The sequence below is a fragment of the Chitinophaga agrisoli genome (assembly GCF_008386695.1).
Lineage (GTDB): Bacteria > Bacteroidota > Bacteroidia > Chitinophagales > Chitinophagaceae > Chitinophaga > Chitinophaga agrisoli.
On record NZ_VUOC01000004.1, the window covers coordinates 51,603 to 77,698 of the forward strand.

Below are 26,096 nucleotides of genomic sequence, written 5' to 3' on the forward strand. Positions count from 1 at the left end.
TTATCTCATGGCAATACGCTCCAGCTCCCGGCCCTGATACAGGTCATATAATTGCAGGTCTTCCAGGTGCACATAACCAATATGGCAACCACAGGTCTTATTGGTACAATTGCGCGGAAACAGGTTAGCGGTAAAATCCGCCTCGTAGATATTCCCTATTTTTTCTTTGATAAAATGGCAGCGGTACATATTGCCCTCGCCATCCACGCTGATAACCGTATGGCCTGTTTTACAGGCCTTTCCGTAGCTCTCGTGGTAGATCATATTGTTGGCCACATACGGGTCTATACCCATTAAAGTGGCGGTTTCCTCCGCGGTATAATAGTCAGCCTGTTTCTTTAATGCATTCACCCAAAGGTATTTTCCGACGGGTAGTAGTGCCCGTAACTCCTGTATCTCTGTGATCACGTCTTTAAAACCCACTACGCCTACGCTATAGGCCACCTGCATCTCATCCAGCTTACGGCATTTTTCCAGGAAAGCAGCCCTGTCTGTTTCGTTGGGATGATAGGTGGTCCACAGGGCTATCTTTTCTGTATCGGCCTTTTTTAACCAACCCAGCTGGCAGGACAGGTTGGTTTGTACGGCTACTTTCTCCACATTAGGCAGCAGGCTTAAGTTTACCATTGCCTCCTGGTAATGTTTGCGTATCAGGGCTTCGCCCCAGGGGGTGAACAGTATTTTAAACCGGATATGGGTATGTTGCCGCACAAATTCAACAAAGCGCATCAGACTGGCCGCATCGGCTTCCAGCGTTTTACGGGAGTCCTTTGTTTTGGCAAAGGGGCAATAACCGCAGCTGTAATTACAGCTGGACAACGGCCCTCTGTATAGAATGGATAGCGTCATTGTAAAGCAAAACTGTTTATACGTTCATTGATACCGGTGGAATATAACCAGGGGCCAATGGCATCCGAATAGTCGATACCGGCGCTGGTTAATGTAAGCAGCTGATCCTGCTGTATTGCCAGGCCATGCTCCTGTAACTGTTGCAATTGTGGATAGTCATCTGCGGGCAGGCTGCCGTACAGGGCCTGGTACCGTGTTAGATCCAGCCCGGTGCTGTGCAGGATGGATTTGATGATGAACCTTCTCTGCTGCTCTTCCCGGGAGAGTACAATGCCATAATCCGCATAGCCAAAGTCCTGGGTGGTTTTCAATGCGTATTGGTCTATGATGGATTTGATATTATGCCTGGCCACAGCGTATTCTGATGAGTAGTGCACCGCTTTGGTATAAGACCTGGCGCCGGCGCCCAGGCCCATCATCCCATCTTCCTGGCAGGAATACAGGGTAGTTGGCGCATTTGTTTTGCCGCGCCGGAACATCCGCATAGATACCTGCTCATAACCGGCTGTTATAAGCGCATTTTTGGCCGCCTGGTAAAGGGCCGGGCGGTTATCTTCCGGTAGTACGCCGGACCGGGTAATGCCTGTTAAAGGCCTTATATATAGCGGGTAAATAAATACTTCCTCTACCTCATAACGGATAGCCTCTTCTACGGAATACAGCCAGGTATCAACGGTTTGGCCCTGTGCGCCATAGATAAGATCTACGTTCACCGCGCCAAATGGGTATTGTTTCAGCAGATCAAGCGCAGCAAAAGCTTCTTTATTCTTTTGCGGCCTGCCTAATGCTTTCTGTTCTGTTTCAAGAAAACTCTGGATGCCGATGCTTACCCTGCTTACGCCCTGTGCCAGTAACAGTTCCGCCTTGGCGGCGGTAATAGTTTGCGGCGACATCTCAAAGGAGACCGGGATGTTTTCCGGCTGCGCGCCCAGGCGGCGGATGATGGCGAACAGCTTTTCCAGCTGCGGCAGCTCCAGGAAAGTGGGCGTTCCGCCGCCTACCGCCATTTGGCCAAAGCCTACCGGCTCCACCAGCTGTTTTAGCGCAACGGCTTCCCGTTCCAGCGCCTGCAAATAGGCGTTTACCATATCCTCTTTAGGATTGGCCATGGTGAACAGGTTACAGAAACCGCAACGCATTTCACAGAACGGCAGGTGTACATACAGGAAAAGCGCATCCTTTTTCTCGGGCTCCCATAGCTCCTTAAGGGATAGGGGCGCCAGCCTGCGGTAGCTATGCTTATGCGGGTAGGAATAAGCGTAAGATTCAAATATGTTCTCAAACAATGTTGTCATGTACTCTCTTTTTTATTACGAAACTGGCCATGGGCACCTCCCATACACTGGGGTGGCCAATGCGGTGGCCGGAATAGCCATCCTCTCCATATGCGGTGCCGTGGTCAGAACAGATGATACAAAAAGTATCCCGTTGCTGCTGTGCAAAAGCATCCAGCAACAGCGGCAACTGGCTGTCCACATATCGCAACGCCGCTTTATGCGAGTCCAGCGTGTCCGCTGTTTTAACAGGCGTGTGGTAAAAATAATTAGGTTGATGAATGGCGGATACGTTAATGAACATAAACAGCTGCTGGTTCTTCTGATCGTTGCTGTCCAGTACTTCCACCGCTTTGCTGAATTGGCGCCGGGTGGCATCCGGATCAGTTACGCCATATGATCTATCCCAGTAGCTTTCCTGGAACAATGCCGGCAGTACGCTGCCCAGGGCGGTTTGTTTATTAAAAAAGCCTACGCCGCCAATACAAACGGTGCGGAAACCCATACCGGCAAAACCGGTCACAATATCGGCGGTTTCAAAGACCAGCGTATCTTCCCCGGTGGTCTCGCTGCCTGCAAACTGCGCTGCAAACAAGCGGGGTGTTTTACCCGGCGTGGCCGGTGTTGGTAAAAAGCCGGCAAAAAAAGCATGGTGCGCCGCATAGGTAAAACTGCCGGGGGAATGGCATAATTGCCAGCCTTCCGGGCAGTACTGCCTGAAATTGGGCGTTTGGTGATCCCGGAATAATGCAATGGCGGCATCATAGCGTAGGCTGTCCAGGGTAATGAACAGGATATGCATGTGCCGGGCCAGCTCTTTCATGTTCAACATTTCAGCCATTGGTCCAGTGCGGTTATATGATGAATAGTCAGATCGGGTGTTACCGCCTGGCCGGTACTGCGGCCCTGCGACACCCAACAGGAAAAAAGCCCGCATTGTTGCGCGGGTCTTATATCATTGGTTAGATCATCGCCTGTCATCATCGCCTGTTGCGGATGAATAGCAAGTCTTTCCAAGATCGTTGTATAAAAACCGGTAGCTGGTTTTGCCAGCCCCATTTCGCCGGAAATGAATATATGCTCCTCATCAAAGTACCCTATCAACCCACATTGCTGTAGCTTGGCCCGTTGTACCTGGCTGCTGCCGTTACTGGCCAGCACCAGGCGAAAACGCTGCCGGAGTTTTTCCATCAACTGTAAGACGCCTGGATCCGGCGCCAGGTATTTTAACATGGTTTGCTGGATATATAACAGCAAGGCCGCCGGATCATCTATACCCGTGGTTTGCGTGCCAAACGTGTCCAGCAGCCAGCTACAGAACAGGGTACGGTCTGTATAACCTTCCGCATCCTGTTCCATGATAAGCGCTAATGGACAAGGGTGGCCGGCGTGTAGCTGCAACCAGTGTTCCATGGTCTTACGCATGGCCTTGTTACGGTCTGCCAGGGTATTATCCAGGTCAAAGATCAGCGTATCAATGGCTGCGCTCAACATATAGCCCTGGCCTCCTTTTGCTGTAATGCAGCTGAGAGGCTTGCTTCATAACAGTTTTCATCGTTATGCACCAGCCCGGGTAAAAGATCGCCAAAGGCATTTACTTCCAATACAAACACGTTAGCGGTGTTGGTCAGCAAAATATCTATTCCCATGTATAATGAGTTGGGAAAGCAGGCGGCTGTTTGCTCCGCCAGTTGCTGGATCTCCGTTAGTTTTTGTGCGCCGAAGATCGCTATAAGGTCCTGCATATTGCCCCTTTTGTTACCCAGGTGCAGGTTGGTGATCACCTGTTTACTGGTCCTGAGCACCATATGCCGGGCCTTGCCGGCGATAGCCAGCACGCGTATATCAAAATAACGGTCATGGATAATGGCTTTTGGCAGCCATTCCTCTACCTGTGCGTTTTCTGAGAGTATAATGTTCATTAGTGCTGCAATATCTGTTTCCCGGTTATAGGTTTGCACTTTCAGGGAATTGTACAGCCTGGGGCCATCCGGCGTATGGTGGAGCGCCGCAGAGCTAACCGCCTGTACCTGGCGCCCGTTCCTACGGAAGGCTACTACGCCTGATGCGGAAGATGCATGCGCCGGTTTTACAAATACCCGCATGATCCGCTGTTGCTGCATAACCAGTACCAGCTCGTCGTAATTATCTACCGGGGGCAGTATACGCGGCACAGGTACCTTGTTATTATAGAGATGTTGCTGACAGGCGGGTTTATCAAACATCAGCTTAATATCCTGTACGGTATTCATTACGTGCGCGGTATCTGGTAGCTGTTGTCTTATCCTGTCCAGCAAACCGCAATAGCCCTTGTACCATGCCTGCAGGTGAATAATAGGGCCTTTTTCATACGGCTCATCGGCGGCGGCGCCCAGGCCGCGTTCTATCAACAGTTTTCTAACGGCTGTATTTTCTCCGGGAGAATCTATCTTCACAATACTGCCCGGTGTTATGCCGGGCAGTATTGTATTTATATGGGTAAGCAGATCTATATAAGGTACAATGGTGATGGTACCATTCAACAATTTAGCGGCCGCTTCGCAGAAGAAAGCGGTGCGCCTGTTTTCCGGGTTCCCTATGATCACCGCGTCCGTCTTCATTCAGATACCTCTACATAACCACCCATGTCGCTATCGGGTTTTTCCTGATCGTCCAGGTTTATGTTGATACCCAGTGCAGCTAGTTTTGCCATCATCTCATTGCTGAGGAAATGGTGCCGCAGGTTCAGGAAAGATAAGCCTTTAATGCCGGGGCTGGCCAGCAGGGCTTCTGCGCCTTTGTCTGTGAGTGTGCCCATGGACATATCCAGTACTTCCAGCTGTTTTAATATGGGTGATTGGGAAATTGCAATAGCAATACCGTCCTGTATTTCGCTGTCCATTAAGCCCAGGTGTTTCAGCGTTGGGAATTTGCTGCCGGAAATGATGGGTTGCAGATCTTCCACAGTAGAATTAAAGCCATAGTTCTCATCACCCAGCCAAAGATCCAGCCTTTCCAGTTTAGGCAGCCCTGCATTTATAACATCCGTAAGGGTTGCCGGATGAAAGCCGCCGGTTTCGATGATCAATGTCTGCAGGTTGGCATGATGCAGGTTGTTAAAGCGCAAACCTTCGCCGCCTCTTACCTGTAAATGTGTTAATTCCGGGTAGGCATTTAACAGGGGGCTTATATCGCTTTGCTGGATCCAGGAGATCTCGCATTCTTCGTAGGTCATTTCCCCAATGAAAATAGCGCGCAGGCTTTTCAGTTTATCCTTTAAGGTGATCAGCGCGGATATCACTTCTGATGAATCATCGCTGGTATCTGTAACAAACATACCAATGATCAGTTCCTGTACTTCAGCTGCCTTAGGGTCATTGGCGAATTCATCCAGCAGGGTGGTGATGGCGATTTCTTCATTATCATAACTTACGCTAACCCGGTACACCACGCTTTCGATGTCTGTAAGGGGAGATCCGGAAATGAAATCCTGAACCCTTTTGTTCAGGAAGGTGTTGAGGTTGGAGGAAACGGTCATTTTTTTTGCCGGTAAATATATACGGTTTTTTTTACCGGCAAGAAGAATTTTACTTTAAGTTTATGGTAAGTTATATATTATTACGTTTTTCCCTATATGAAGAATAAGTGGGAAGTATTATATTGCACCGGTTTTAATGTTACCCATGTTCTGAATGTTAATCGTCCTATACCTTCATGGCTAAAGATTTTAAAGTGGTCAGCTGCCCCAATTGCGGTAGCGCACATAAGACAGCACTTAAACCTGACTATTTCCGCTGTGAGAATTGCCAGACTACCTGTTTCCCGGATAGCGACGAAGTCCGTATCCATGTTTACGGCCATCACCAGTCAGCATCCGGCACGTTGGATGTAAAGGAAGGGCGGCGCGTGGCTATCGCCATCTTTATTGTGATCCTGGGGCTGATGGGCGTTGGGTATTGGCTGGCAACAGCCGGGTAATGGCCAATGTATGACAGCGTAGCATGAAGAAGTTCCTTTACCTGTTTCAAAGCGGGCATAAAATGGCGCTTTGTTTGCGGCGGCTAATATAGGGAATGTAACACCATCAGCCGGTGGAGATGCTGCGGGGAGCAGTATCAAATCAAAGTTAAAGGCGTTAAAGGAACTGTTTGATGAGGGGCTGCTGAATGAGGATGAGTATAAGCAGAAGAAGCAGGAGTTGATGAAGGAGCTATAGCTATTGCTAAAAATAAAATAGAAGAAGCCGTCCAGTTGATCTGTGACGGCTTCTTTTGTTAATTACGTCGGTGCTCCATGGTTTCCGGTCACTTCACTGCCAGCAGGTCCACTTTCTCGATCACCGGTTCTTTAGCCAGCAGTTCCGGGGCATTGGCCATTAGAGCCTGGGCAATCTGTCCGCCCAGGTGGGCCTCCCGGCCCGCTTCCGCCTCAAAGGTGTCAAAGATGCCAAAGGTGGAAGGGCCCAGTTGGAGGGCAAACCAATGTACGGTTCCGGTTTCTGCCTGAGCCAGCGGCAATGCGCCCTTTATAAACTCTGCCACTTGCTGCTCCTTGCCCGGTTTGGCCTCGAGCCTTGCCAGCAATGCTAATTTTACCATGGGTCTGTATTTTTGAAGGTGAAGAAACTTATTTGACCTGGAACTCCGGCTTCATCTTATCGCCCATGGCCAGGGCCAGCTTATGCACTTTGGGGGCTGATACATACTGGATATAAGACTCATCCGGGTGCAGCCGGTAGTAACCCTGGTGATAGCTTTCTGCCGGGTAAATGACCTTAAATGGCTTTACCTCCGTCACGATCTTGTTCTTATAGTGATGCCCGGCATTTACCTTGGCGATCACCTGGTTCAGGATCTCCTTTTCTTCCGGCGTACGGTAAAAGGCTACGGAGCGGTAGTCTGAGCCTTCGTCCGGTCCCTGGCGGTTAAGTGTGGTAGGATCATGCGCATAAAAGAATGCCTCTGCCAGGGTAGCGTAGCTGATCACGGCGGGGTCGTAGTATACCTGTACGGATTCCGCATGCCCGGTTTCCTGTGTGCCTACCAGCTCATAGGTAGGCCGTACGGTGGTACCGCCGGCATAACCGGCCACTGTTCTGTTTACGCCTTTTAGTTCCAGCAGCCCTTCTGAAAGGCTCCAGAAACAGCCGCCGGCAAAAGTAGCTACCTGTTCGCCTTTTTTAGGCGCGGGCAGGTCTGCAAAATCTTCAGCGCTACGGGCGCTTTGGGCATAGGCGCAGCCAGATGTAAGAGCTACGCCCAGGAGATATATTAATAGCTTTTTCATTGTTCAACTGTTTTATTTAGTTTATTTAGCGGGGATAAATTTGAATGCGTAGGAGTTCATACAATAGCGTTTGCCGGTAGGCGGGGGGCCGTCATCAAAAACGTGTCCCAGGTGCAGGCCGGTGCTTTTTTCTACTACTTCGTCCCGTTGCATACCAAAGGAGTTATCACTTACGATCATGATATCATCCGGGTTAATAGGCGCATAAAAGCTGGGCCAGCCGGTACCGGACTCAAACTTGGTATTGGAGCTGAACAGCGGTTTGCCGGTAGCTGCGCTTACATAGGTGCCCTTTTTATGGTTGTTCCAATAGGGATTCTCAAAAGGCCTTTCCGTGCCCTTGTTCACCATGATCTCATAGGCCTCCGGTGATAATACCTTTTTCCAGTAGCTGTCCGGTTTAGCGTCCGGGAAGTTCTTATTCTGTACGGCGGCCGCCTTGGCGGAATTGTCTGATTGCTGTGCACAGGCCGTGAAGACCAAGAAGGCCATCAGCGGCGCCAGGAAATAAAGCGATTTCTGTTTCATATGATGCATGTTTTCTGTTCAATTAGTCGCATGCTACAGACAGTACCTTACAGTTGCTGATTGTAAAGAATTGTTAAAGCCCGGAGTAATAATCATATCCCTGCTCTGCCCAATAATCCGGCGGCCGCTCATTACTAAAGCTAATGGCGCCTATGCGTTTCAGGTTCTTGATACCGTATTTTACAGGGATAATAAGTCGCAGGGGCGCTCCGTGCTCCAGCTCCAGGGGCTGGCCATTCATTTCGTAAGCCAGCAGGGTTTGCGGGTGCAGGGCGCTTTCCATATCCAGGCCTATATAATACTCGCTATTGGGCGTTTCCATACCTACATATTTCATCCGGGCCTGTTGCTGCAGCCCGAAATGCGCTATAAAGTCCGTGAACTTTACGCCGCCCCAATGCTGGATCTGGTCCCAGCCTTCCACGCATTTAAAATCGAAAACGATATCTGTTTTGGGCAGTTTTTTCAGGTCTGCCAGGCTTAGCTGGAGGGTTTCTTTTTTGTTCTTTACCACGGACAGTTGCCAGCTATCCGGGTTATAATCCTCATCATCTATGCCAATATCGCCGTTTACGCGCACTTCCTTAGCGGCCATGGATGGGGGGTAGAGTTTTACCTCATGATCATTGCTGAAGATGCGACGGAAAAACAGTTCTGTTTTGTTAAGCGCCCGGCGCAGCGGTTTGCGGGCGCCGGCGGTAATACCTTCCGCTTCCTCCGGGGCATTGAACAACCATTTCCAGCCGCCAAACATAGCGCCGCCTACTACAAAAAAAGTGGTGAAAGAGATAAAGTTGCGGCGATTGATCCTTTGTTCTACCGTTAGTTCCTGTTTTTTCTTTTTATTGTTCACTGTTGCCATTATATAAAACATTTATATGGTTGGATCCTGTTTATTCACTACTTCAAATCCGGATACTACGGAGCGGAAATTATTCCAGCCGGCCAGTATCACCTGCACAATATGGATCAGGAAAAAGAATACATAACCCACGGTTAAAATAAAATGCAGGATCCGGGCTATATGATAGCCGCCACACAGCCAGCATAACCAGTATAACTGCACCGGCTTGTAAATAGCCAGACCGGTCAGTACGGAACCGATGCCCATAAAGATGATGGCGGTATAGGCCACACGTTGGGCCGCGTTGTACTTACCCTGTGGTGGCATGGTCTTACGCAGGTGCAGATCGTGCAACAATACCAGCCAGGCTTCTTTAAAGGAGCGGCGGTTGGGCATCAGCTCACGCCATTCGCCGGAGAAGATGGTATACAACACATAAAAGAAGCCGTTCAGCATAAAAAGCCACATAAACAGGAAATGGAAGGCCATACCTTCCGCCAGCCGCTGCGGAATGTTAAAGAGCTGATAGAACCAGTCCGGGAAGAAGCGTAGCAGCGTATGCCCGAAAATGGTGATAGTGTATACATCATTAGCCCAATAGATGAGCATGCCGCTCCAGATCATGATGGCCAGCACCGGGAAGTTGATCCAGTGCGTCCAGCGCATCAGCAGGGAGTGTTTTTCTTTGATCTCTTTCATATAGCAGGTTTGATAGCAAAGGCGCCTTATTAAAACACCGGTATTGCGGCCTTTGTTGCTGCAATTATCCCGCCATTGGCGGGTGTTTGTAAGAATGATATGATCTCCAGGTCGGCGACAGGGATGCCGGCTGGCAGCTGAATAGTGGCGGCGCCGGTGTCTTTACCATCCAGGGCATAACTGCTGAGTTTGCGCACCACCTGTACATGTGACAAAGTGCGGCCGCTATTTTCACCACGGCGTACCTGGGTCTGTGCGGCTTTTTGCACTACGGCTACCAACAGGTTGGTCTGCCCGCCCGCCGGCGATACCGTGTACTGCAGGTGCAGCTGCCCTTTATCTACCTGCATGGGCGCTACCCGGAGCTGTACATCGGACTGGCGGTCCAGGCTGGTGCTGATCGCCTTGCGTAGAACCTGTTCCTGGGAGCCGATAAGCTCTTCCCGGCCGTTTACCACGATCTGCGGGGTATATACAGACTTCAGGTGCAGCCAGCCGGCATATTGGTCCTGCCGACTGGAGTAGTCCGCGCTGCTGAAAACGTCTTTCCAGCCCAGCCGGTTCCAGTAATCTACATGGTAGGCCAATATATATACCGGCTGGTTATTGGTTTCCCGGCTTATCTGGGCCACCAGCTCGTCTGCCGGCGGACAGCTGGAGCAGCCTTCAGAGGTGAACAGCTCTACCACTGCGAAGCCTTTTTGTTCGCCTGTTATCTTTTTGTTACCGTTTGAGCGCTGGTAACTGTAGCCCGTTAAGCTGCGGCACAGCAACATCACTGTAAGGACACAGGCGGTTATTAAAAAGAACAATATTGTTTTCACGTTCACTGGTTTTTAACGGATTGGTCGTTTACAAGGCACAAACCTTACAAAAGGTTTTCAAATATTTTGTGACTTCCATCACACCCTCATGAAAAAAGCCTTAACATTTTTGTAAGGATCATTCTGCTGCAACGACTAGTCATGTAATTAAAAGCAAAGCAATGCTGCTGATGAGGAAAACAGGATGCAACTGCCGGCAAGCTACGGCAATGATAGAAAGGCAACAGGCAGGTTCATTGACAATATTACAGCGGTTAAGGTTACGCAGGCATCTGTCCCGTTGCCCGCCTTGCCGCTTTTTCAAGCGGCAGACCAGGCTGCTGGGCTGCCTGGTAAGAGACCGTCGGTACCCGGCAGCCGCCATACGCCCGGATAATAGCTTTATAATGAACTTACTGGAGACGCTTAAAAAAAATATTTAAAAAATACCCCCTGAACTGTAAGGTTTGTTTTGTTACAACGACAATAAGGGAAATGCTCAATTTTTAAACAAACAACAATCATGAAAAATCAAAACCTGAGAACAAACTTATTGGCCGCTTTAGTTGCTGCTGCCATTACCGCTTCTTTTACCGTACATGTGAATGCCGCTCCTGCCTACACCCAACCCGTAAGCGATACCACCCACCCTAAAATGGATAAAATGGGTAAGATGGACAAGAAGATGGATAAAAAGATGGATGGCAAAATGGACAAGATGGATAAGAAGATGGACGGCAAGATGGATAAGATGGACAAGAAAATGGATGGTAAGATGGACAAAATGGATAAGAAGATGGATGGCAAAAAGAAGGATAAAATGTCTGATAGTAAAATGTAATGTTAGTGTATGAACAGCATAAAGGGGCGTCTGCCCCTTTATCTTAAAAAACATCTAACCATGAAAAGACTCTTCACATTTACAGCTGGTATCTTGTGCGTTCTTGGGGCCATGGCCCAGTCTGGCCTTAAAAGCGGCGCTCCCGCACCTATGTTCACTGCCGTTGATAATGCCGGTAAATCCATAGATATGGGAAAGCTGCTGCAATCGCACAAAGCGGTAATACTGTTCTTTTACCGCGGACAGTGGTGCCCCTACTGCAATAAACATATACAGCAGCTGCAGGATTCATTACAGATGCTTACGGGTAAAGGTGCTTATGTGATAGGCGTAACGCCGGAAACCGGGGAAAACATCAATAAAACCATTGAGAAAACCCATGCTTCCTTTTCCATTATACAAGATAAGGACTACCGGATCATGAAGGCATATGATGTTAACTATGTGATGGCAGACACGATGGTGGCCAAATACAAAGCCTGGAACGTAGATCTCGAAAAGATGAACGGCAACATGGACCATGTATTGCCAGTACCGGCCACTTATGTGATAGATCAAAGTGGCAAGATCAGCTTTGTACAGTTTGACAAGGATTATCGTAACAGGGCGTCTGTACGATCATTGTTAAACGAGCTTAACTAACAGCTATAAAAGTTATCCAATAATTTATGGGCATTAACGGGATCATTAGCCACGGTGCAAGCTAAGTGTACCGGATAGGATCCGTGTGCCCTAACCTGAACAATAATCATTCGCTAACAGGGATATAAAACGATCCCAACAAACACAACAAACATATGAACTATCTGAAAAGCTTCAGCAGCTGGTCTGCTATCGCCCTGCTGCCTTTAGCCATCGCATCCTGCAGTAAAGATGATGACAACAATCAACCCCCTGCAGACAAAAAAAGCACTATTACCATTGAGAATGTACTGGATTCAAGACCACTGGTAGAATCCGGTACCTTCCAGGGAACCGGCTCCCCCGCGCTGATACTGCCTGGACAATCCACCACCATCCAGTTCTCTGCCGCCAAGGGTGAGGCGCTTACTTTTGCAGCCATGTACGGCGCGTCTAATGACCTGTTTTTTGCGCCGGCCAACCCTGGTATTCAGGTATATGATGATAAAGGTATGCCTATAGAAGGCGATGTATCTGCCCAGGTAAAGCTGTGGGACAACGGTACCCGTATTAACCAAAAGCCTGGCGCTACCGTGAACCATCCCGGTACGGCAGACAGCAAAAATATCACAGAGGTGAACGGCACGGATGCGCAGGGTAATACTTACCTGGCCGCTTCCAAACTGGTAAAGGCTACTTTAAAATACAACGGTAATTCCACCTTTACCCTTACGCTGCAGAACACCTCCGGCGGTACTGCTAATGAAACACCGCTAAGCCCCGGCGTTTGGGCGGTTTCCTACATCGTAGGCGGCCAGCTGCTGAATGCGGCGCCTTTGTTTGAAAACGGTAAACCTACTGCCAATGGCCTTACCGCTATCGCGGAAATGGGCGACAACTCCCAGCTGTCTGCTTACGTTAAAGGCATTACCGGCATCTTTACGCCGCTGTCACCGATCCTGGTGGTAGTATACAATGGCATTGACAACCCTATTTATAAGACCGGTGAAAACGACCGCGGCGAAGGTTTGAAAGATCTTGCACAGAAGGGCGATGCTACTGCACTGGCAGCTTCCCTGAAAGGTAAAGCCGGTGTAAAAGCGGTGTATGTATTACCTGCGCCCAGCAGCAAAGTGCTGTTGCCAAAGATAGGCGACCAACCCGGCAGCACAGTCTCCCAGGAAATAACCGTGGGTGAAGGCGACCGTTTGGCTATTGCCACTATGTATGGTTTCTCCAACGATTGGTTCTTTGCTTCCGCAGACAATGGCATTCCTGCTTCACAGACAGGCGATGTTTCCGCTACCATCAAACTGTTTGATAATGGCACCGCGGTAGATCAGTTCCCGGGCGCAGGCATCACCCAGTTTAACCTGGCAGGCACCCCGCTGGCAGAAACTAAAGTGATCAGTGAAATACCTAATCCTAATGCTTTTACTACCTTACCCGGCATTTCGAACATCATCCGTGTTACGCTTAAATAAGGACCACCATTAAAAGACCGGCGCTTCCCTGAAAGGGGAGGGCGCCGGTTTCCTATTTATGGCCAGCCATATCCAAGGGCTGGCCATATTTATTTCAGGGCCCGTCTGACCATTTCTGCTGACGCAAATTCCCCCTTATAATGTCGTGTTTACGCCCCTTGCAACCAAAAGGTTCCCTATATATTTGTACTGTAATAACAACCACCTAAACCACAACCTACAATGAAAAAGATTAACATCGCCTATTGGATCATCACCGGCTTATTAAGCGCTTTATTGCTCATGGGCTCCATTCCCGATGTGGTGAAACATTCTGACGCCATCGCACTATTTCAGAAGCTCGGTTACCCGGAATACCTGCTGCCTTTCCTGGGCATTGCCAAGATACTGGGCATCATCACCATATTGATACCTGGTTTTCCCCGGCTCAAGGAATGGGCCTATGCGGGGCTCACCTATGACCTGGCCGGCGCTATGTATTCCTCCATCAGCATTGGGGAGCCTATCAGTAACTGGTTCTTTTTCTTTATCGGCTTTGCAATGATCGCCGCATCTTATATTCTTCATCATAAAAGACTTAAACAACACCAACAACATGGCACTGTACGATTGGCATAACTGCCACCGCGCGCCTGTGAATAAATCCCTGCAGCTTATGGTAGAAGTCTTTAAAACCAATGTGGAGCATGCCACCCAGGCAACGCAACTGGTGGCCTTATTGCTGCAGCATTTCCCGGATAGCAGGGTGAATTTTGACCTGGAGGATTGTGACAGGATCCTGCGTATTGAGGGGCAACATTTTATTGCAGAGAAAGTACAGCTGCTGGTCAATGGCCGTGGATTCAGCTGCGAGGCACTGGAATAATGTGCTAATGTGCTAATATGCTAATGAATGTATACAATAGTGCGGTTTTTCGCATTTACACAGCTATACATCCCCAAATTAGCACATCAGCACATTAGCACATCAGCACATTTGCACATCCGCACATTAGCTTTCCGCATCGTGAAATATAATTCCCAGCGTATGCCTGTTACCGCTATGCAGCGGACTTACCCCATGTTTCATATTCACGCGGTAATAACCCTTACTGCCCTTTGCCGGCCGGAAATTGGTCGTGAACAGCAGCATATCGCCCCGGCGGGGCTGCAGTACATTGGCTTTGGATTGGGCCCGGGGGATCTGTTCCGTTAGCACAAACTCGCCGCCCGTATAATCTGTTCCCGGCTCATTGAGAAATAATACCAGCTGCATGGGAAAATATACCTCCCCATATAAATCCTGGTGCAGGGTATTGAAACCACCCGGGCCATATTGCAGGATCAATACGGTAGGCTGTGTTTGCCCTTTTGCATCACACAGGCTTTTCAGCTCCGCCAGGGTAGGCGGGAAGCGGGTAGCTATGTTCAATACCTCCATCCATTTATTGGCTACGGGGGCCAGGTAGGGATATACAGTTTGTCTGATATCGCTGATCAGCGCCGGTAATGGGTAGCGGAAGTATTTGTACTGTCCCTGTCCAAAGCGGTAACGCTCCATGCTGATGGTCTTGCGGTAGGTATCGTCCGCATTGTAAGCGGCTATCAGGGTATCACATTCGTGTTGTTGAAGGATATTGGGCAGCAGGGCATGCCCCTGTGCATGCAGGTCTGTAGCTGCTTTTTGCCAGTCCTGCTGTTGCAGGCGCTCGGTAATTGGTAACATGATCTTTTAGGGCAAAATTATCCCTTCATAATGGCGGGGGAAACCCGGAACTTGCTTATATATACCATACACCGCCCGGCGCTACAGATACATGTACAATATCGCCGGTTTTTACCTGTGGATGGGTAGCGCGGAGGGTAATGGCGCCTTCCGGTAGCAATACCTCCAGCTCATGATAACTACCCCAGAAGCTTATTTTTTTCACTTTTCCTGCGGGCGCGTGGCCATTTTCCGGTACCAGCATAAAGTTCTCCGGGCGTATGAACAGGTAACGGCCATTGAGGTGTATGTCCGGCAAACCATCCAGGGATCTTGCCTGCGCAGGCGACATTAAATTATATTTCCCCAGCAGGGCGGCGGCGTATTCATTTACGGGGCGCAGGTATACTTCTTCCGGCGGGCCTTGTTGCAGGATCTGCCCGTCTTTCATGATCATGATCTCATCCGCCCAGGACAGTATATCCTGCGGATCGTGGGAGATAAGCGTGCAGGTGATGCCCAGGTCGTTGCCTATATCGCGGATCACGGATTTAAGCACGCCTTTATGGATCATATCCAGGTTGGAGAAGGGCTCATCCAGCAGCAGGAGTTTGGGCGCGGTGATGAGCAGCCTGGCCAGCGCTATGCGTTGTTTTTCGCCGCCGGAGAGCGCATCTGTACGGCGTTTCAGCAGGTGGGTAATGCGGCAGATCTCGTATACCTCGTCTGCGCTTTCCTGCGTGAGCTGGTTCACATAGGCCAGGATCTCCTCTACACGGTACTGGTTGCGCAGCTCAAAATGCTGGGAAAGGTAGGCGATACCAGGATGCCCCGGCAGTAATACTTCCAGCGGGCCTTTTACGCGCACGCCTTCAAAACGGGCCTCGCCGCTATCCGGTTGTATAAGCCCGCCCGCCATTTTCAGCAGGGTGCTTTTACCGGAGCCGGTCTCGCCGGCAATGGCCAGCTTTTGAAAGGGCTGCTGGGTAAAGCTTACTTCGTTCACTACCAGTACGCCCTGCTGTATTTTGCTGATCTTTGTTACTTCTAAAAACTGCATGTCTGTTTTACCTTCTTTCATCATATACCCCAAACTCTGCTATGCGGGGAGCTTTACTAAACTGATCTATCAATATCCTTACTTTGCCTCCCCATACCCGGTTAAAACGGTGGATCTTTACCCGGCGTGTATCGTTGCCCGTGAGGAGCGGTTTCCAGGCGCCGTTTTCATAATACTCCAGGCGGTAATGGCTAATAGCCGGTTCCGCTTCTGTGATGGTAATGGTATTAAAAGGTTGGTCGTGGTCAAAAACTACTTCGTACCAGGGCTGTTTCACCGTAGGGTTCGACATCCAGTAGGTGGTAAAGTCATCATCATTTCCAAAATCCATGATCATCATATCATCGCTCCAGCTGGCATTGGCCGGCTGGTGTTTGGCTATGTTGGAGGCAATAACCGGGGCCTCATTCTCCGGCAGCGGCGCTACCGGGCCTTCGTTCTTCCATAAACGGCCTATTTCCTGCAGGGCTTTTACCGCGTTGTCGTCTATAAGGCCATCGCGGTTGGGCGCTACATTCAGGATAAAGTTACACCAGGCATTGTTAAAAGGCACAATATCCTCGTTCACCAGCATCTTAGGATCCTTTACGGGAGCAGTGGGGAAGCTGGTCTTCCAGAACCAGTTCTTATTTATAGGCAGGCAGGAGAGGGCCGGCAGGCGGTTATTCTCCTTAGAGATATGTTGGCCCGCGCCCTGCTCATAGGATTTAATATCCGTATACAGGAGGGCTTCCGCGGGATATTTGGCGGAGTTGAGGTCCATTACCAGGCAGTTGGGCTGCAGGGATTTGATGAGGGTATAGATCTCCTGGAAGGGCACCACATCATAGGAGATGCGTGACCAGGGAGCGTCCCATCCGTCAATGATCAATGCGCTGATCTCCCCGTAGTTGGAAAGCAGCTCAGTAAGCTGCGCCTTGATCATCTCTACATGCTGGCGGGTAATAAAACCGGGCCGCAATTTATGATGGGTATCCAGTATGGAATAGTACAGGAACACCTTAAGGCCTTTGGCGCGGAAAGCATTTACATACTCCCGTACCACATCCCGTTTTAAGGGGCTGTTCATCACGTTATAATCGGTGGTCCTGGTATCCCAGATACAGAAACCGCTATGGTGTTTGGTGGTCAGGCAGCCGTAGCTCATATGGGCAGCCTTGGCGGCGTCTGCCCACTGGTTGCAATCCAGCTTTTTAGGATCAAAAATGGCCGGGGAAGCATCCGGATCGGCCCAATCCTGGTCCATAAAAGTGGGGATATTAAAGTGGATGAACATGCCAAAGCGCAGATCCTCAAACTTTTGCTGCAGCGTATGCAATGGTATGGGCCGGGTGCCGGTAGACTGGGCATTGGCAAAAGACAGGAGCAGGGAAAGCGCGCATACAGCAAATAGCCTGTTCATTAGACGGTGCGTTTGAAGTAAAAGGGCTAAAATTATATATTTGCGCAGAATTTGCCAACAAACGCTCTTAATTACTATAATATGAAAGCCACTAAGCCGTATCCGCTACTGTTGCTCCTGTTGTTGTTCCTTTTCGCCTGTTCGCCCCTCATTTCCCGATACAATGAGTATGCCTATCAGCAAACTACCGCCCTGAAGGTGGATGTAATGCTGGTGATGGATATGGCGGCAGACAGCTTTTCTACCCACCAGAAAGAGCTGGCCGCGCTGCGGGTAAAAGTGGATAAGGCGTATGAATACGAGATCCACCGTCCCAATAACAGGATCACCATAGAGATGTGGCAGCTGCTAAAGGATTCCAGCCGCAACCTGTTAGGCGGATACCTGAAACGCTGGCAGCAGGACACTAAGCTGAACCCCGTCTTTATCCAGGAAGCCAAACAGCAGGTAGGGGAGGCGTTTGATAAGATCGCGGAGCTGGAAAGCGGAAAGGTCAAAAACTAAAACCATCTAAACCCTAAGAACAATGTCAACCGATTTTGCCCAGATATTCAACCAACTGATCGAGCAGGTCACCACGTTAGCTAAGAACACCGTAAAGGATTATACGGACGCGGCCGTAACAGACGGTAAACAATTCCTCCAGGAATCACAGGAAAAACTGCAACGCTGGACCACGCTGCTGGCCAATCACCAGCTGACCACGCAAGACTTTACCTGGCTGGTACAGAGCCAGAAAGACCTGGCGCAGATGGAAGCCCTGAAACAGGCCGGTCTGGCCATGGCACGCATAGACGCTTTTAAGGCCAGCATGCTTACCCTGATCATCGATACTGTATTTAGCATCCTGAAGGTAGCCTAGCTTAGAGCTGCCAGGAATTTTTATTCGTTTACATCGGGTTAACTAAGTAAATAACATATTCCTGCTAACTTCCTGTAAGTAAACCCATTTAGCTATGGAATATATGATCACCCATTACCAGATCTCCCCGCTGGTACACGGTATAAGGAAGTGCAGGTTCATTTACGCGATGGACGACGGCACTATTACGGTTGTTTGTGTGAACGGGCGTAAGAAAATGCAGGATTTCCTCATTAACACGGATGCCATTGAACTGGATGAGACGGTAAGTATATACGAAAAGGCGAATGAATTAAGGCGCATGCTGGGCCGTAAGGCAGAAAGCGTACCGCAAACAGAAGTGGAGGAGTAGAGAACGCCGGCTGTACGTAATTCCCGTATGATAAACGAATGCCATATTATTTATGATCTTCAAAAGCCGCCAGGTATTTATCTACGTATTCCTGTTTGCTTTTGGCCTTGTATTGCATCACAAACCGGGGGTGCTCTAACGGTATTACCTGCTCAAAAAAGCCTTCTTTTTCGTTGAGCGCCTGCAGAAAAGCAGCGTTTTTACCGGTTCCCATACAGTACCCAACTTTTCTGTCTATGCCAAACTGCAGTTGCCGGCGTATGCTGGTTACAATAAGCTCGTACACGGCTGTGGTGAGCGCCTTGCTGTCATAATAATTGTAGTTCACCACCTTGCCATTGGCAGCATCCGCGGTAAACCCGAGCGGGCATACGGAGCCAATGTAAAAATCCTGGTAAAACGGTTGTACCCCGCCATAGGCATGTATCACATCATATACAAATACGGAAGATGGCTCATGAGTCTTAAACCCGGTGATATGGATCCCGCATTCGTCCGCCAGGCGTTTGGTATCGCTGAAAGGTACACCGGTTGAGCCGGAGCCCAGCCTGCCCGGGTTAATGCCAAGGATCATGCGGCGCGTACGGTGATCGTTATAGAACTTTTTATAGAACTGCTGCATTACATCCGCAATAGCTCCCTGCTCCCGGAATGGGTTCATGATCTGTATACCGGGTGGCAATTTCCCTTTAAAATCTAGGCTAAGGTTAAACTGGATCACATGATCGGCAAAAGTAGACATGCTGCAATATACAGCCCCGCGCCGTACTCTCTGCAGTTTTCCCTATATTGCCGCATAAATTTTGTCACCACATGGAAGAAGAATTATCGGCAGGCCTGGGCTCCCGGGTACAACATTCCCGGTACGGCCCAGGGGTTATCATCGGGGTAAAATACGCCCAATACGTAGTCACTTTTATGAACACGGGTATTATGGAGGTGGATAAAACGGACCCCCTGTTTGAGGTACTGCACGCGGAAAATAAAACAGTAGAGGTGGAAACGGTCTCCGAAGTAGAGACCTCCCTGTTAAAGATCCTGCGTTTATGGGGCAATATCACAGAGGTAGTGCCGCTGGGCGACCGCTGGGTAAAAGGCACTATGGTGCTGAAACCATCCGACCCCACGTTAAAGCCTAAAGAGGTGCCGTTGGAAGCCTTCTTCCACAAGATCGTGATGGTCCGCGACCGCCTGCGGGTGCTGGAGCAACAGATCAACGGCCATAAGCTGCTGAGCGACGAGGACAAGGTGAATATGCAGCAGTATATTACCCGTATCTATGGCTCCCTTACCACGTTTAACGTGTTATTCCGCGATAAAGAGCACTGGTTTACCGGCGAAAAGGGAAGCGGTGAATAATCTGGCGGTAACAACTTATAACTATTACTTATATATTTGTTGGCGAATAAAATCCATTATTCTCCAACCGTGCAAAAGTCCATATCCTTTCAACACCACACATTCTGGGTAACACTGCTTTGTGTTTGCCTGGCGCCGCTGGCGCTCTCCGCACAGTCTATCCGTCCGCAACGTGATTCCGGTAGTGTAAACCGGGGCCGTCCGGGTTTTGCCGACAGTATACTGCAAAAGATAGAGCATGTACAGCAAACCCTTACCCGTATCAATAATGTAACGGAAGAAGGGTTTAATACAGATGAGATAGAGCAGGACCTGCCGGATATACAGGCCAATGTCCAGATCATACAGGAAAACCTGTCCCTGTACAGCAGCGTGCTCAATATCAAGAACCTCCTCATGTTCCAGGTACTGATGGGGGATATGCAGCAGCGCCTCAGCGACTGGCGCAGCTCCCTGTTCAGGTACAATAAAGAGCTGGTGACCATGCAGCTGGAAATGCGGAATTTTGGCCGGGATGATGTGTTCCAGCAGTTGCGCAAGGATACCCTGCTGCAGCAGCTGTATACAGATCAGCTGAATGATATCAAAAAGAACTGGCGGCTGGCCCGCAAGTCTGCCCGCGCCAATATGGCCCATATCACCACTTTACAGGCCAATGTATCCAAAAACTATTTTGCCCTGGTAGAGCTGCAGGATAATGTACGGGACCGGATCCGCCAAACCGGCATGCAGAGCTTTGGCAAGGAATATAATTACCTGTGGCAGGTAGCTGACAGTAATAAGACCAATGTACAGCTGATGGAGCTGGCCAGCAAATCGTATAGGGGCCAGCGTAAGATGCTGGGGTATTATTTCCGGGAGCACCAGTCTAACTGGTTTTGGCTGTTGCTGATAGCCGGCGTGTATTTCTTTTGGGTGTTCAATGCATACCGGAGGATCAAACGTGCCGGCCAGCTGGAATTGCTGGAAGAAGCCCGCTTTAATTATGTGAATGCCGTACCGGTGCTGGCTGCGCTGGTGGTAGCCCTGAACATGGCCCCGTTCTTTGACCTGCGGCCGCCATCTTCCTATGTGGAGATGATGCAGTTTTTCCTGATGCTGGCCCTTACCGCGCTTTTCTGGCGTAACTGGCCCCGCCGCCTGTTCTATTACTGGGTGGCCATTGTGGTGTTTTACCTGCTGTTTTCCTTTACCAATGCGGTGATCACGCCTAAACTCTCTACCCGTTTATGGCTGCTGGCGCTGAATATGGCTTCCGTGGTTTTTGGCTGGCTGCTGCTGCCAAATGTACGGCCCCCCATGCGCAAGTTTACCCGCATGGTGGTATACATTTATATAGGCCTCAACTTGCTGGCCGCGCTTTGTAATGTATTGGGCCGCATCAGCATGGCCAAGATAATGGGCACGGCGGCTATCTACAGCCTGGTACAGGTAATTGCCCTCAGCGTATTTACCCAGATGATCACGGAGGCATTTCATGTGCAGATGCTGAGCAGCCGCGTGGCGGAAGGCGAAAAACAGCTGTTCAATTACCAGCGCATACAGGCCAAGCTGAACCAGCTGCTTTCTTTTGGCGTGGTGACCTGCTGGCTGATCATTTTTACCACCAACCTGAATATCTATAACTATTTCCTGCGGATTGTAGAACATGTGCTCACCGCGCCGCATAAGATAGGCAGCACCCGGTTTACATTCTGGGGCATTATACTGCTGATAGCCATTTTGTACCTGGCCAATACATTGCAGAAATACATCGGTTATTTCTTTGGGGAAACAGAGGAAGGTTTTGGCGCGGAGATCTCCCGCAAAGGCTCACGGCTGCTGATGATACGGCTTTGCGTGCTAACCGTTGGTTTCCTGCTGGCGATCGTGGCCACCGGGCTGCCGCTGGACAAGATCACCATTGTGCTGGGCGCACTGGGCGTAGGTATTGGTCTGGGCCTGCAGAATATCGTCAACAACCTGATCTCCGGTATCATCCTCATATTTGAGCGGCCATTACAGCTGGGCGATTATGTGGAGATCGGCGAAAATAAGGGCCGGGTGCGCGATATCGGTATCCGGGCCAGCCGGCTGATCACGGCGCAGGGGGCGGAGATCGTAGTGCCCAATGGCGACCTGCTTTCCGGGCAGCTCACCAACTGGACGCTTACCAATAACCACATCCGGGTGGAGATGGAATTCACCATCAGCCCCACGGAAAAACAGGAGATCGCCCGGCAGGTGATCACCCAAACTTTAACGGGGCATCAATATGTGATGAATAAGATGCCGGTGGAGATCTTGTTCATCAGCATTACGGACGAGGCCTGCCAGCTGCGGGTACAATGCTGGATCAATAATATTGCGGCGGAGCATACCGTAAGGAGCGCATTGCTGTTTGATATTTACCAGGCGCTGAAAGGGGCCGATGTAGAGGTGAAATAATTTGACTAAATAAAAGAAGGGGGTGCATCGGATCCGATGCACCCCCTTCTTCTTATAATGATGTAACGTTTTGCTTTATGCAAATGCGGGCATTGGCTTGCGGCCCAGGGCCTTCATTAACCGGAAATGTGATCTCACCGCCTCCATCATGGTGGGCATGCTGTGATAAGGCAGCCCAAATTCCGCGCATTTGGCGGCAACTATCTTGCTGATGGCGGGATAGTGCACGTGACTGATACGGGGGAACAGGTGGTGCTCGATCTGGTAATTAAGGCCGCCTACAAACCAGGAGGTCACTTTATTACCTGCTGAAAAGTTAGCGGTGGTCTTTATCTGGTGGATGGCCCATTCGTTCTCAATCACCTTATCCTCTACGGATACGGTTTCGAACTCTGTCTCTTCCACTACATGCGCCAGCTGGAACACGATGGCCAGCGTAAAGCCCATCACGAAGTGCATGGCCAGGAAACCTACCAGCCAGGCCTGCGCGCCTACACACAGGATAGGGATCACCACATAAAAAACCACATATAATACCTTGCTGGCCCAGAATATAATATGATCATTCATTTTCATGGGCTGTAAAGGCGTTTTGTATACTTTACGGCTCAGGTATTTGATAAAATCGGTTAAAAATATCCACAGGATGGAAGAGATACCGTATACCAGCGGCAGGTACAGGTGCTGCACCCGGTGCATAGGCACCCAGCGTTGTGTGCTGCACTGGCGTATTACAGGGCTTTTGGCAATATCATCGTCCACACCGTCTACATTGGTATAGGTATGGTGGATCACATTATGTTTCTGTTTCCATAAAAAGGCATTACTGCCCAATGCGTTCAATGTAAGCCCCAGCACTTCGTTTACCCAGGGCTTGCGGGAATAGCTGCCATGGCAGGCGTCGTGCATGACGTTAAACCCTATGCAGGACAGTATAAAACCCAGGAAAGCGCTCAGCAGGATAGCCGGTAATGCCGGCAATACTCCGGTAAGCAGGATCACATACATAGCCAAAGCGCCGGGGATGAGTACGGCTGTTTTGATGTACAGGCGCGTATTGCCCGTCTTCTTCAGGTTATTCTCTTTGAAATAAGATTCTACCTCAGCCTTTACGGATTGAAAGAAGAAAGCGTTTTTGTTGTTGAAAGTTACTTTTGGCATAATATGTAAAAAAGCATTTAGGTCATTAGAATTGGCTGTCGAAGATGCACTGAGCGGAGAATTGTTAAACAGGCGTAATCAGCAGAAATTTAAAAGCCATAGCGCACTAAGATAATCTTTTTTGTGTTAACGAAGTCATAATACGGCAACAATCTCTTACATATCACAATCAATTAACATACGCAGACGGGTGTGTAAAACCGCATAACCCTTTATTATTTAATTATTTTGGATTATTGAACAGATACTGCTACCTTGCATCTTTATTCTTTTATAATATTTATCAAATGAACACAAAATTCCAGGGAACTGTAAAGTTCTTTAACGAGACAAAAGGCTTCGGCTTCATTAAACATGATGAATCCAATAAAGAGACTTTTGTACACGTAAACGGTCTCATTCATGAGATCCAAGCCGATGACAGGGTTGAATTCGAGCTGCAGGAAGGCAGAAAAGGTATGAACGCTGTAAATGTAAGACGTATTGACTAAGCTTTCTTATTAATACCTGTAAAAAGGTCCTGGTGAACACCAGGACCTTTTTAATTTTACAACCGGTTGTAAAACAACTAAGCCAAAGCGTCCTGCCGGCTAAGTCTCCAGAAGGAAATAGTTACCCCTGCCACGAAATTTTAAGGGCACATAAATCAAAACACTGCTGTAACTGTGCAGGCTTGTGTCTTATTATCGTGATAAGATTACACCAGTCGAAAGCACCCGTTTACTATCACTATTAAAACCCCGTTTATGAAACGACAATTTTACCTGTTTCTGTCGGCTATCCTCCTGGCTACTGCTACTACCTACGGCCAGAACGCCCAACAACTTTATTTTAACCAGTTAACCACAGATTTTGATTACCAGGCGCGTAGCTTCGTAGTGGATACGCCACCCAGCCCGAGTGGCGCAAGGGCTTTCCTGTTATGGAGCAAGAACTTCACGAAAGACCTGCTGGTAAGAGGTTTGTCGCTGGATGAGTTTGACAAATCCGGCAATTTCCTCTCCGCGCAGATCAATATGCAGCCGCAATCTCCCACAGAGACCATCCAGCCCAAAAAGATCATCAAAGCCCAGCGTGTAAAGGGTTATTACTTATTGGGATATGTGATCCGGTCTTTTAACACGATCAATGGTTTCCAGGTATATTCCACGCCGCTGGTCATCCGCCTGGATGATAACCTGCGGCCGGTGTGGATCTTCAAGATCCATTACAGCACTATCACCAGCGCCAATGCACAGTCCCTGATAGAGTATAACGATATCATAGAAGCCAGCAACGGCGACCTGGTGCTGGCAGGGCGCTACAGCGACGCGGCCGGCCAGCAGAGCCGTGTGCTGCTGACCCGTTTAAACGCGGGCGGCGCTGTATTATGGGCTATGCAATATTTCCCCGGTGGTTGTAATGTGGAAGCTTTTTCCCTTACAGAAACCACCAACCGCAACCTGGCGCTGACCGGTTATGTGGAGGAGTGCGGCAGCACCCCCAGCGGCGTACGCCGCCTGCTGTATGCCAATATCAGCAGCACGGGCATTCCCATCGTGTTTGAAAAGCTGGGCAATACCCCATTGGCCCTGGAAGGCAGCAAGATCGTAAAACATACGAATATAGCCGGCGCAGATGAGTTCTTCATCACCGGGTATGTGGATATTGTACAGCCCACCGGCCTTACGAACAGGCAGGTATTACTGGTGGATATCAAGGAAAGCGGCGGGTTGATCACCCTGAACCATATTGGCGACGCCGGTAGTGAAACAGGCAATGACCTCACGTACCGGGATGCCGGCAATGGCAACTACGACCTGTACCTGACCGGCGCCACCAGCAGTTATTATACGAACGTAAAATCAGAAGCATTCTACCTGCAGCTGAAGTATAGCGGCCATGTACTGGGCCTGGCGGAGTTCAGCACTTTCCCCAGCCTGGTGAGCAACTATGTAGCCAGGAGAGGGCTGGAGATAAAGAAAGCCGGTAAAGACCGCTTTGCCATACTGGCCAATAATGATTTTGTGATCGGTAGTCAGCAACGCAATTTCACCCATGTATTTATCCGCGACCTGGGAGATCCAACGGGCAACTGTATTAAACTGCACCAGCCCCCGGTTACCCGCTTCTCTATGGATGTGAAGACCATTGCGTTGAACTTCCCGCGGTTACCGTTCACCGTTTACCGCGATGATTTCAGGCCGTTTGAAAAAGTGACCCCGCGCCTGGAATGTGGCGATTTCTATGTTGACGCCTATAACGCCGCATCTGCTGCCCGTTTAATGAAAGGCGCATCGCTGGCAGTACAGCCAACGGTAAAAGGACCGGTGGCCTTAAAAGTATTCCCTAACCCGGTAAAAGATCAGCTGTATATCGAGCATCCATCCACCTTTACAAAGGGTATGGCTACGGCGCGTGTTTACAGTACAGATATGCGCTTGTTACGGCAGATAAGCCTGCCGGCAGGTGGTAACCGCAGCAATATATCTATGGATGGATTGCCGGCCGGGCTGTATTTCCTGCAGCTGCAATATGGCAGTGAAACACAACTCATCAAGATAAAGAAGGATTAAGATATTTGGGGGCTTCGCCTGGGAGT

At 49.5% G+C, this 26,096-nt stretch carries 32 protein-coding genes; 15 read left to right on the forward strand and 17 right to left on the reverse strand.

Going from position 1 to position 26,096, the window contains the following annotated elements:
- Genes F0L74_RS19470 through F0L74_RS19495 form a run of 6 tightly spaced genes read right to left on the reverse strand, consistent with a single transcriptional unit; the run spans nucleotide 1 to nucleotide 5,640 of the window.
- Nucleotides 1–849, reverse strand: coding sequence for an STM4011 family radical SAM protein (locus tag F0L74_RS19470; RefSeq protein ID WP_149839595.1), 849 nt, complete (start codon nucleotides 847–849; stop codon nucleotides 1–3).
- On the reverse strand, nucleotides 846–2,144 hold the full coding sequence (locus F0L74_RS19475; protein WP_149839596.1) for an STM4012 family radical SAM protein: 1,299 nt from the start codon (nucleotides 2,142–2,144) through the stop codon (nucleotides 846–848). The genes F0L74_RS19470 and F0L74_RS19475 overlap by 4 nt, the downstream gene beginning before the upstream one ends.
- On the reverse strand, nucleotides 2,128–2,964 hold the full coding sequence (locus F0L74_RS19480; RefSeq protein ID WP_213087032.1) for an STM4013/SEN3800 family hydrolase: 837 nt from the start codon (nucleotides 2,962–2,964) through the stop codon (nucleotides 2,128–2,130). The genes F0L74_RS19475 and F0L74_RS19480 overlap by 17 nt, the downstream gene beginning before the upstream one ends.
- Complete coding sequence (locus F0L74_RS19485; protein WP_149839597.1) at nucleotides 2,949–3,617, reverse strand: HAD family hydrolase; 669 nt, start codon at nucleotides 3,615–3,617, stop codon at nucleotides 2,949–2,951. The genes F0L74_RS19480 and F0L74_RS19485 overlap by 16 nt, the downstream gene beginning before the upstream one ends.
- Nucleotides 3,611–4,723: an STM4014 family protein gene (locus F0L74_RS19490; RefSeq protein ID WP_149839598.1), complete on the reverse strand. Its 1,113-nt coding sequence runs from the start codon at nucleotides 4,721–4,723 to the stop codon at nucleotides 3,611–3,613. Before F0L74_RS19490 ends, F0L74_RS19485 begins: the two co-directional genes overlap by 7 nt.
- Nucleotides 4,720–5,640: an STM4015 family protein gene (locus tag F0L74_RS19495; RefSeq protein WP_149839599.1), complete on the reverse strand. Its 921-nt coding sequence runs from the start codon at nucleotides 5,638–5,640 to the stop codon at nucleotides 4,720–4,722. The genes F0L74_RS19490 and F0L74_RS19495 overlap by 4 nt, the downstream gene beginning before the upstream one ends.
- Before the next feature lie 176 nt (nucleotides 5,641–5,816).
- Here F0L74_RS19495 and F0L74_RS19500 point away from each other — a divergent pair, with 176 nt between their 5' ends.
- Nucleotides 5,817–6,080: a hypothetical protein gene (locus tag F0L74_RS19500; RefSeq protein ID WP_149839600.1), complete on the forward strand. Its 264-nt coding sequence runs from the start codon at nucleotides 5,817–5,819 to the stop codon at nucleotides 6,078–6,080.
- A 70-nt stretch (nucleotides 6,081–6,150) separates the two neighbouring features.
- Entirely contained in the window at nucleotides 6,151–6,318 is a 168-nt protein-coding gene (locus F0L74_RS19505; RefSeq protein WP_149839601.1) for an SHOCT domain-containing protein, read from the forward strand.
- Between the two features lie 88 nt (nucleotides 6,319–6,406).
- On the opposite strand, the gene F0L74_RS19510 is transcribed toward F0L74_RS19505, so the two are convergent.
- The 6 genes from F0L74_RS19510 to F0L74_RS19535 all read right to left on the reverse strand — a co-directional run bounded on the left by F0L74_RS19510 (nucleotide 6,407) and on the right by F0L74_RS19535 (nucleotide 10,283).
- Nucleotides 6,407–6,700 (reverse strand): putative quinol monooxygenase, encoded by a 294-nt coding sequence (locus F0L74_RS19510; protein ID WP_149839602.1) that lies wholly within the window; start codon nucleotides 6,698–6,700, stop codon nucleotides 6,407–6,409.
- A 28-nt stretch (nucleotides 6,701–6,728) separates the two neighbouring features.
- Nucleotides 6,729–7,388 carry a peptide-methionine (S)-S-oxide reductase MsrA gene (gene msrA / locus F0L74_RS19515; RefSeq protein ID WP_149839603.1) on the reverse strand — a complete coding sequence of 220 codons (660 nt, stop codon included), beginning with the start codon at nucleotides 7,386–7,388 and terminating at the stop codon, nucleotides 6,729–6,731.
- Between the two features lie 21 nt (nucleotides 7,389–7,409).
- Nucleotides 7,410–7,916 (reverse strand): peptide-methionine (R)-S-oxide reductase MsrB, encoded by a 507-nt coding sequence (gene msrB / locus F0L74_RS19520; RefSeq protein ID WP_213087033.1) that lies wholly within the window; start codon nucleotides 7,914–7,916, stop codon nucleotides 7,410–7,412.
- Nucleotides 7,917–7,989: 73 nt separating this feature from the next.
- A complete protein-coding gene (locus F0L74_RS19525; protein ID WP_149839604.1) occupies nucleotides 7,990–8,778 on the reverse strand; it encodes a molybdopterin-dependent oxidoreductase in 789 nt (262 codons plus the stop codon).
- 12 nt (nucleotides 8,779–8,790) lie between these two features.
- Complete coding sequence (locus F0L74_RS19530) at nucleotides 8,791–9,459, reverse strand: cytochrome b/b6 domain-containing protein (protein WP_149839605.1); 669 nt, start codon at nucleotides 9,457–9,459, stop codon at nucleotides 8,791–8,793.
- A 29-nt stretch (nucleotides 9,460–9,488) separates the two neighbouring features.
- A complete protein-coding gene (locus F0L74_RS19535; protein ID WP_213087034.1) occupies nucleotides 9,489–10,283 on the reverse strand; it encodes a DUF1223 domain-containing protein in 795 nt (264 codons plus the stop codon).
- Between the two features lie 170 nt (nucleotides 10,284–10,453).
- Here F0L74_RS19535 and F0L74_RS34145 point away from each other — a divergent pair, with 170 nt between their 5' ends.
- The 6 genes from F0L74_RS34145 to F0L74_RS19565 all read left to right on the forward strand — a co-directional run bounded on the left by F0L74_RS34145 (nucleotide 10,454) and on the right by F0L74_RS19565 (nucleotide 14,073).
- Nucleotides 10,454–10,705: a zf-HC2 domain-containing protein gene (locus F0L74_RS34145; RefSeq protein WP_188316075.1), complete on the forward strand. Its 252-nt coding sequence runs from the start codon at nucleotides 10,454–10,456 to the stop codon at nucleotides 10,703–10,705.
- Nucleotides 10,706–10,785: 80 nt separating this feature from the next.
- Nucleotides 10,786–11,103, forward strand: coding sequence for a hypothetical protein (locus F0L74_RS19545; protein ID WP_149839607.1), 318 nt, complete (start codon nucleotides 10,786–10,788; stop codon nucleotides 11,101–11,103).
- A gap of 60 nt (nucleotides 11,104–11,163) precedes the next feature.
- The gene (locus F0L74_RS19550; protein WP_188316076.1) at nucleotides 11,164–11,745 is read left to right on the forward strand and encodes a peroxiredoxin-like family protein; all 582 of its coding nucleotides are present in this window, start codon (nucleotides 11,164–11,166) and stop codon (nucleotides 11,743–11,745) included.
- A 155-nt stretch (nucleotides 11,746–11,900) separates the two neighbouring features.
- Nucleotides 11,901–13,208, forward strand: a complete 1,308-nt coding sequence (locus tag F0L74_RS19555; RefSeq protein WP_149839609.1) for a spondin domain-containing protein — start codon at nucleotides 11,901–11,903, stop codon at nucleotides 13,206–13,208.
- A gap of 222 nt (nucleotides 13,209–13,430) precedes the next feature.
- Nucleotides 13,431–13,826: a DoxX family protein gene (locus F0L74_RS19560; RefSeq protein ID WP_149839610.1), complete on the forward strand. Its 396-nt coding sequence runs from the start codon at nucleotides 13,431–13,433 to the stop codon at nucleotides 13,824–13,826.
- Complete coding sequence (locus F0L74_RS19565) at nucleotides 13,804–14,073, forward strand: hypothetical protein (protein ID WP_246197770.1); 270 nt, start codon at nucleotides 13,804–13,806, stop codon at nucleotides 14,071–14,073. The genes F0L74_RS19560 and F0L74_RS19565 overlap by 23 nt, the downstream gene beginning before the upstream one ends.
- A 126-nt stretch (nucleotides 14,074–14,199) precedes the next feature.
- Here the strand turns inward: F0L74_RS19565 and F0L74_RS19570 are convergent, their stop codons facing one another.
- Genes F0L74_RS19570 through F0L74_RS19580 form a run of 3 tightly spaced genes read right to left on the reverse strand, consistent with a single transcriptional unit; the run spans nucleotide 14,200 to nucleotide 17,354 of the window.
- On the reverse strand, nucleotides 14,200–14,913 hold the full coding sequence (locus F0L74_RS19570; protein WP_149839611.1) for a 2OG-Fe(II) oxygenase: 714 nt from the start codon (nucleotides 14,911–14,913) through the stop codon (nucleotides 14,200–14,202).
- Between the two features lie 55 nt (nucleotides 14,914–14,968).
- Entirely contained in the window at nucleotides 14,969–15,952 is a 984-nt protein-coding gene (locus tag F0L74_RS19575) for an ABC transporter ATP-binding protein (protein WP_149842076.1), read from the reverse strand.
- Between the two features lie 7 nt (nucleotides 15,953–15,959).
- Entirely contained in the window at nucleotides 15,960–17,354 is a 1,395-nt protein-coding gene (locus F0L74_RS19580) for an alpha-L-fucosidase (protein ID WP_149839612.1), read from the reverse strand.
- 81 nt (nucleotides 17,355–17,435) lie between these two features.
- On the opposite strand from F0L74_RS19580, the gene F0L74_RS19585 reads away from it, so the two are divergent.
- The 3 genes from F0L74_RS19585 (at nucleotide 17,436) to F0L74_RS19595 (ending at nucleotide 18,568) form a co-directional block, all read left to right on the forward strand.
- Nucleotides 17,436–17,858: a hypothetical protein gene (locus tag F0L74_RS19585; RefSeq protein WP_149839613.1), complete on the forward strand. Its 423-nt coding sequence runs from the start codon at nucleotides 17,436–17,438 to the stop codon at nucleotides 17,856–17,858.
- Nucleotides 17,859–17,880: 22 nt separating this feature from the next.
- Complete coding sequence (locus tag F0L74_RS19590; protein WP_149839614.1) at nucleotides 17,881–18,216, forward strand: hypothetical protein; 336 nt, start codon at nucleotides 17,881–17,883, stop codon at nucleotides 18,214–18,216.
- A 94-nt stretch (nucleotides 18,217–18,310) separates the two neighbouring features.
- A complete protein-coding gene (locus F0L74_RS19595; protein WP_149839615.1) occupies nucleotides 18,311–18,568 on the forward strand; it encodes a hypothetical protein in 258 nt (85 codons plus the stop codon).
- Nucleotides 18,569–18,614: 46 nt separating this feature from the next.
- Here the strand turns inward: F0L74_RS19595 and F0L74_RS19600 are convergent, their stop codons facing one another.
- The gene (locus F0L74_RS19600) at nucleotides 18,615–19,310 is read right to left on the reverse strand and encodes a uracil-DNA glycosylase family protein (RefSeq protein ID WP_149839616.1); all 696 of its coding nucleotides are present in this window, start codon (nucleotides 19,308–19,310) and stop codon (nucleotides 18,615–18,617) included.
- A gap of 71 nt (nucleotides 19,311–19,381) precedes the next feature.
- Here F0L74_RS19600 and F0L74_RS19605 point away from each other — a divergent pair, with 71 nt between their 5' ends.
- Together F0L74_RS19605 and F0L74_RS19610 are read left to right on the forward strand one after the other, a co-directional pair.
- Complete coding sequence (locus tag F0L74_RS19605; protein WP_149839617.1) at nucleotides 19,382–19,927, forward strand: DUF8685 domain-containing protein; 546 nt, start codon at nucleotides 19,382–19,384, stop codon at nucleotides 19,925–19,927.
- Nucleotides 19,928–19,996: 69 nt separating this feature from the next.
- Nucleotides 19,997–22,354, forward strand: a complete 2,358-nt coding sequence (locus tag F0L74_RS19610) for a mechanosensitive ion channel family protein (protein ID WP_149839618.1) — start codon at nucleotides 19,997–19,999, stop codon at nucleotides 22,352–22,354.
- Nucleotides 22,355–22,429: 75 nt separating this feature from the next.
- Here F0L74_RS19610 and F0L74_RS19615 read toward each other — a convergent pair whose 3' ends face one another.
- Nucleotides 22,430–23,515: a fatty acid desaturase family protein gene (locus tag F0L74_RS19615; RefSeq protein WP_149839619.1), complete on the reverse strand. Its 1,086-nt coding sequence runs from the start codon at nucleotides 23,513–23,515 to the stop codon at nucleotides 22,430–22,432.
- 287 nt (nucleotides 23,516–23,802) lie between these two features.
- Here F0L74_RS19615 and F0L74_RS19620 point away from each other — a divergent pair, with 287 nt between their 5' ends.
- Nucleotides 23,803–24,006, forward strand: coding sequence for a cold-shock protein (locus F0L74_RS19620; RefSeq protein WP_145716217.1), 204 nt, complete (start codon nucleotides 23,803–23,805; stop codon nucleotides 24,004–24,006).
- A 255-nt stretch (nucleotides 24,007–24,261) separates the two neighbouring features.
- Entirely contained in the window at nucleotides 24,262–26,070 is a 1,809-nt protein-coding gene (locus tag F0L74_RS19625) for a T9SS type A sorting domain-containing protein (protein WP_149839620.1), read from the forward strand.
- The last annotated feature ends 26 nt before the right edge of the window (nucleotides 26,071–26,096 follow it).